The following is an 853-nucleotide window of genomic DNA, read 5'->3' as shown; positions in this document are numbered from 1 at the left end:
GTTCACCGTAACAGATACACTTGAATCTGTCTTGGCAATCGCTGATACGCCAGTAGCCTATGTGGACGGTCGTGATGCAAATGGAGCTCTTGAAACAAGTGTTGAAGGAAACACTGTCACTGTAAAAGTGAAAGATTTCGCTCGACTAAAAGGCTTCAAAGAGATTCAATTGTACATCCCAGCTAAACTCAAAGCGAATAGCGATTTGACTCCTTATAAGGATCAATTGGTACCAAACAAAGCAAGTGTTAACTTCAAGGATGCCAATGGTCAATCTGGTAGCAAGGAATCAAAACCGGTAACGGTGAAACCGCGTGACCCAGAAAAACCAACTGAACCAAAACCAAATGAACCTTCTAAGACTGTTGGACCAGAAGATGGATCAAATCCAACTGGTGGTTACAGATTGAAAGAAGCAGATGAAACATTCCGCTTCGACATTTCAACGCTCGTTCCTGCAGATCCTAAGGATGAAAATGGAAATGCCTTGAAAGATGAGTACGGTCGCATCAAGAAGACGGAATTGACGAACTTCACAATCAGTGATAAAATCAATCAAGTCCTCAAAGTGAACCTTGACCGCATCGCCCTCAAAGTTGAAAACGCTCAATTTGATGCGCTCAAAGCAACTCTTCAAGCCCAACTTGAACAGTCTGAGAAAGAACTCAAAGCTTTGACAGGTAAGTCAACTGATGAGACTTCAACAGAGGCTAACAAGAAGGAAGATTTGAAAGCGGCGGAAGCGAAAGTGGCTGAATTGAAAGCGAAGTTGGAAGCAACTAAGGCAGCGCAACCAGCTACTCCAGCAACACCTGCTGAAGGGACAACTCCAGCTACATCTGATTCTTCTGCA

General features: G+C 43.7%; 1 protein-coding gene. It reads left to right on the top strand.

Translation table 11 applies throughout. The features are described from left to right. Positions 1 to 853, top strand: an 853-nt coding sequence (locus tag HMPREF2655_RS02630) for an isopeptide-forming domain-containing fimbrial protein (protein ID WP_142352104.1), incomplete at both ends; no start/stop codon positions are given.

Origin of the sequence: Streptococcus sp. HMSC066F01, assembly GCF_001837335.1 — a bacterium.
In the GTDB taxonomy this organism is placed as follows: domain Bacteria; phylum Bacillota; class Bacilli; order Lactobacillales; family Streptococcaceae; genus Streptococcus; species Streptococcus oralis_S.
This window is presented reverse-complemented; position numbering and strand designations above follow the sequence as displayed.